Below are 3,776 nucleotides of genomic sequence, written 5' to 3'. Positions count from 1 at the left end.
GCGAGCACCGCATCGACGTCGTGGTCACCAAGGACAGCGGCGGCGCCGCGACCGCACCCAAACTCACCGCCGCACGCGAACTCCACCTGCCCGTGATCATCGTGCGGCGTCCGCCGGTCCCTGCCGCACTCGGCTGATCTCGCCTTGCCAGATCCAGGATGGTGCATTTATGTTCCACTTAGCGAACACCGCGATCAGGTCCTCGCCGAGGAGAACGCCCTCGCCGTCGCCCTCGCCGTCCACGCCGCACTCACCGTCACCGCACCCGACCGACAGGCCCACCGTGTCGGCGGCCCCAGCATCGGCACGGTCCTCGGCAACCTCACCCGACGCGGCGGCATCCACGAGACCACCGTGCGGGCCACGATGCGGGAACTCGGCCGCTCCGGCCGGCAGGCGATGTCCCGGCTGGTCCACGACGCCACCCGCGCACGCGGATCCCAGGTCGACCTGCGCACGGTCGCCGCCCTCGCCTACGGCACCCCCGGAGGCGACCGGCCCAGCAGCTGCCCACCAACCCCACAAGGCCACTGACTGCACGCCCTGGACGGGGTGAACACGTGGACGCCCGCCATCAAAGTGCTGCGGGACAGCGTTGCGGCGGCGTCCAGGTAGTGCGCCAGACGTCCCGCCCCACCGCCGAGGGCACGTTGCGAAAGTGGATCTCGGCCTGATGATCACTGTTTGGCCGCACCATCATGCGCGACACCATTCCGCATGTGAGGAATTTTCGTCCACATTGAGGAGTATTTGGAAGCTGGCCTACATCAATGAAGGAAAGGGAGTTTCATGAAGCGTGCTTCATTATGCGCGGCCGCTGTCGGGGCGGTCGCGTGTTGGCATCTTCAGTGTGCACGGTGAAAGTTCCGACCCAAGCTACAGCGAAAGGTTGCTGAACATGATCCACAGTGAACTGAAGGCCCGGCTCCTGCCGGCCAGCCTGAACAATATCACCGTCCAGCAGAGGAGGCGGCCGAGCCCCGCGTGGACCGCGGTGACAGCCGGCGCCCTTTGCCTTTCGATGGCGACGGCCACACCCGCTAGCGCACTACCAGCGCCTGCCGCCCCGAATCAGGCCCAGCGGAGCGCATACGCCAGCGGGCCACACCGGCCCATCATCTTCGTCCATGGCTGGCACTCCGAAGGTGCGGTCTGGAACGGGATGAAAGGATACGCCGAAACACAGGGATACAAAGAAAGCGAACTGCACGTCTACGATTACAGCAAGATGACAAAGCCCGGCCAGACCAATCCTCCCAATCCTGGAATCGACCACATCGCCGCAGGCTTCGCCAGGGAAGTCAACGAGATCGCAAAGACGTCACCGGACGGCAAGGTCGATATTGTGGCCCACTCGATGGGAGGTCTCGTAGCACGCGCCTATATCAAGAATTTGGGCGGAGCAGAAAAAGTGAAACACTTCGTATCCATGGGAAGCCCCCACCATGGAACAATCGTGGCCGACGTGGGAGTTGGAGCATCCGAAGCCGTCCGTGCAATCGGGGCATTCCTGGGGGACCATAATATCCTGGTTGGCTACGCAAAGGAACTTGCCGAGAATTGCGATTTTCAATGCCATGACATGGCAAGCGGGTCAGCTTTCCTTCGGTCGCTGAACTCGGGAGACGAGGCGCCACATGGGGCTGATGGGTACCCCAGGTACACAACCTTCCGCTCCAACATAGACGACGAGCCGGCGGTCTACCTCAATACCAGAAACAAATTTAAGCCCCAGATTGGCCTGTGCGACGGTGTCGTATTCGGAATTACCGAACAGGGCGCCTGGGCGTACGAAGGAAAGGGCCCGAATGTGCGAGGCGGAAAGACCTCCACCCTCCGAGGGGCAGAAAATATCGTCACGACATGCTTGCCCCATGGCGAATACTATAACGACCCATGGACGCAAGAGAAAACCCTGGACACACTCGCCGAAACGACCATCGGAGAAGAAGACAAGTACGCCCCCAGGGCGCGAAACAGGACAAAGTGCAATGAACTGACAAGGACCCATTACCGCGATAATTGGGTTCAAGCATGGCTACAGTCCTGCCTGCAAGTCACCCCCGAAAAAGAGGTTGCCCCGGTCCTCAGGATCCGCGGATGCGGGCACTATCGAAGTCCTTTCGGGAAAGCCCTTTGGTACTATACGCCCGAAGGGTGGGGGGACAACGTGGAGTGCGTCATGGGTCGCGATGGCCTCTCACTCAGGAAAAAGGGTAGTCGCATAAAAAAGGAGCCCGGCTATCATAAGGCGGAATTTAACGCCCGGGCCGGTGAAGTAAAGGTTGACACACTCTCCCTTCATGGTCCAGGTGATTATCAACTCTACACTCCGACCCTGAACAATCCCAATGGTTCGCCCAGGATTACCGTGAAAGTTCAACCGTGGGATGATAGTGACAACTACACGACCCTGGACCCCCTTGTCGAAGGGCCGAGCGTGACGGTCCACTGAACCCGGATCCACCGGCCTGATGCCCGTGGATAGTTCCCTCAGAAACGAGGAAGTGCCTTGTGACATGCGATGATGGGAGTTCTTCACGCTTCCAGCACGCACAATCGACAAGGCACTTCTGAGATGAAATCCTCCACGCCGCGACGAAGTCCGCTATCCCGCTTACAGGCAGTGGCCGCGCACCGTGGCGCATGCCTCGTACAGCACAGCCCACACCTCGTCGACCATCACGGCGGACCGGCGGGCCTGCCGCACGAACTCGGCGGTGGCGTCAGGCTGAAGGCGGCAGAGCTTCACGAACTCCTGCGCGAGCGGCACGGCGGCGATGAACCGGGCGTTTTCGGCCTTGGCATCCGCGATGCCGAACGGCATCCCGATCTCGTCGGCGATCTCCAGTCGGGCGTGAAGGGTCTCGTCGGTCGCCGCCCGCACCAACCGGCGCAGGTCCGGCACGCCGAGGACGTCGCACCCCTCTGGGGGCACTCCTGGGTCAGTAGCGCGGCGAAGGCATAGGCGAGGTTGAGGTTGCCGAGCCCCTTCTGCTACTGGTCCAGCTCCCGCAGCACCGACGACTGCAGGGCAGCGGCCACCATCACGACGTCGCCGTTCCTCTGGGCGGCGAGCAGGGTCTCGACCTCGGCGTTGACAGTCTGGGGTGCGGCCCTGGGGCTGCACCCCCGCACCCCATTCCCATCCGGGTTGGTCAGCGGCGTCCGGACAGGCGGTTGTCGTCCATGCCCTGCGCGAGTACGTCGAGCTGCCCGGCGCCGGCCAGCTCGGTCGGGCCGTACACCGCGGCGTCCATCCTGTCGGGGCTGTCCATCCCGGTGACCCAGGCCAGCATCTGTCCTTCCAGCTCCGGGTAGTGCCCGACGTGATGCCCTCGGCCCGAGAACTCGACGGGGACGATCCGGGCCGTGTCGATCCACGCCCGCCGCCACACCCCACCCCTCGACGGGGCGGCTTCTACATGAACAACAACCACCACAGCCGCTCGCCGACGGCGTGCCAGATACCGACCAGCGCCTTGCAGCCGTACCGGGCCAGCCACAGCGACTCGCCGACCTTGCGGCCGACGGCATCGTCGGGGCTGCCCGCGATGGCAGGCAGGTCGATGACGGTCCAGTCGGACGCCGCCTTCCGCAACAGCTTCCACGCGGTGTAGTCGTTGCCCACACGGGGGCGGCTCCGCTTGTCGAGAAAGAGTGGCCCCAGCGGCCAAGGCCGCGCGCGGCGGCGGCTCGGGGGGTTGCCGCCGCCGCGCAGCGGAAGGTTACCTCACCCCAGAGCGTCGCAAAATCTGTGTGCGCCGGAGTAGACA

7 protein-coding genes are annotated in these 3,776 nt (G+C 63.6%); 3 read left to right on the top strand and 4 right to left on the bottom strand.

Translation table 11 applies throughout. The features are described 5' to 3' along the window. The 3 genes from AB0P03_RS40655 to AB0P03_RS40645 form a co-directional block, all read left to right on the top strand. Positions 1 to 137 (top strand): precorrin-6A/cobalt-precorrin-6A reductase (locus AB0P03_RS40655; RefSeq protein WP_363589694.1); only part of this gene is annotated, 137 nt, incomplete at its 5' end. A 7-nt stretch (positions 138 to 144) separates the two neighbouring features. Continuing rightward, positions 145 to 534 (top strand): hypothetical protein, encoded by a 390-nt coding sequence (locus AB0P03_RS40650; protein WP_363589691.1) that lies wholly within the window; start codon positions 145 to 147, stop codon positions 532 to 534. A gap of 364 nt (positions 535 to 898) precedes the next feature. Continuing rightward, positions 899 to 2,455 carry an alpha/beta fold hydrolase gene (locus AB0P03_RS40645; RefSeq protein ID WP_363633765.1) on the top strand — a complete coding sequence of 519 codons (1,557 nt, stop codon included), beginning with the start codon at positions 899 to 901 and terminating at the stop codon, positions 2,453 to 2,455. 162 nt (positions 2,456 to 2,617) lie between these two features. On the opposite strand, the gene AB0P03_RS40640 is transcribed toward AB0P03_RS40645, so the two are convergent. The 4 genes from AB0P03_RS40640 to AB0P03_RS40625 form a co-directional block, all read right to left on the bottom strand. Beyond that, on the bottom strand, positions 2,618 to 2,908 hold the full coding sequence (locus tag AB0P03_RS40640; protein WP_363589689.1) for a hypothetical protein: 291 nt from the start codon (positions 2,906 to 2,908) through the stop codon (positions 2,618 to 2,620). An 89-nt stretch (positions 2,909 to 2,997) separates the two neighbouring features. Then, positions 2,998 to 3,138, bottom strand: coding sequence for a hypothetical protein (locus tag AB0P03_RS40635; RefSeq protein WP_363589687.1), 141 nt, complete (start codon positions 3,136 to 3,138; stop codon positions 2,998 to 3,000). A 20-nt stretch (positions 3,139 to 3,158) separates the two neighbouring features. Beyond that, positions 3,159 to 3,299 carry a hypothetical protein gene (locus tag AB0P03_RS40630; RefSeq protein ID WP_363589685.1) on the bottom strand — a complete coding sequence of 47 codons (141 nt, stop codon included), beginning with the start codon at positions 3,297 to 3,299 and terminating at the stop codon, positions 3,159 to 3,161. 122 nt (positions 3,300 to 3,421) lie between these two features. After that, a complete protein-coding gene (locus AB0P03_RS40625) occupies positions 3,422 to 3,631 on the bottom strand; it encodes a hypothetical protein (protein ID WP_363589683.1) in 210 nt (69 codons plus the stop codon). Positions 3,632 to 3,776: the final 145 nt, after the last annotated feature.

Origin of the sequence: Kitasatospora sp. NPDC088779 (assembly GCF_040685395.1) — a bacterium.
Lineage (GTDB): Bacteria > Actinomycetota > Actinomycetes > Streptomycetales > Streptomycetaceae > Kitasatospora.
This window is presented reverse-complemented; position numbering and strand designations above follow the sequence as displayed.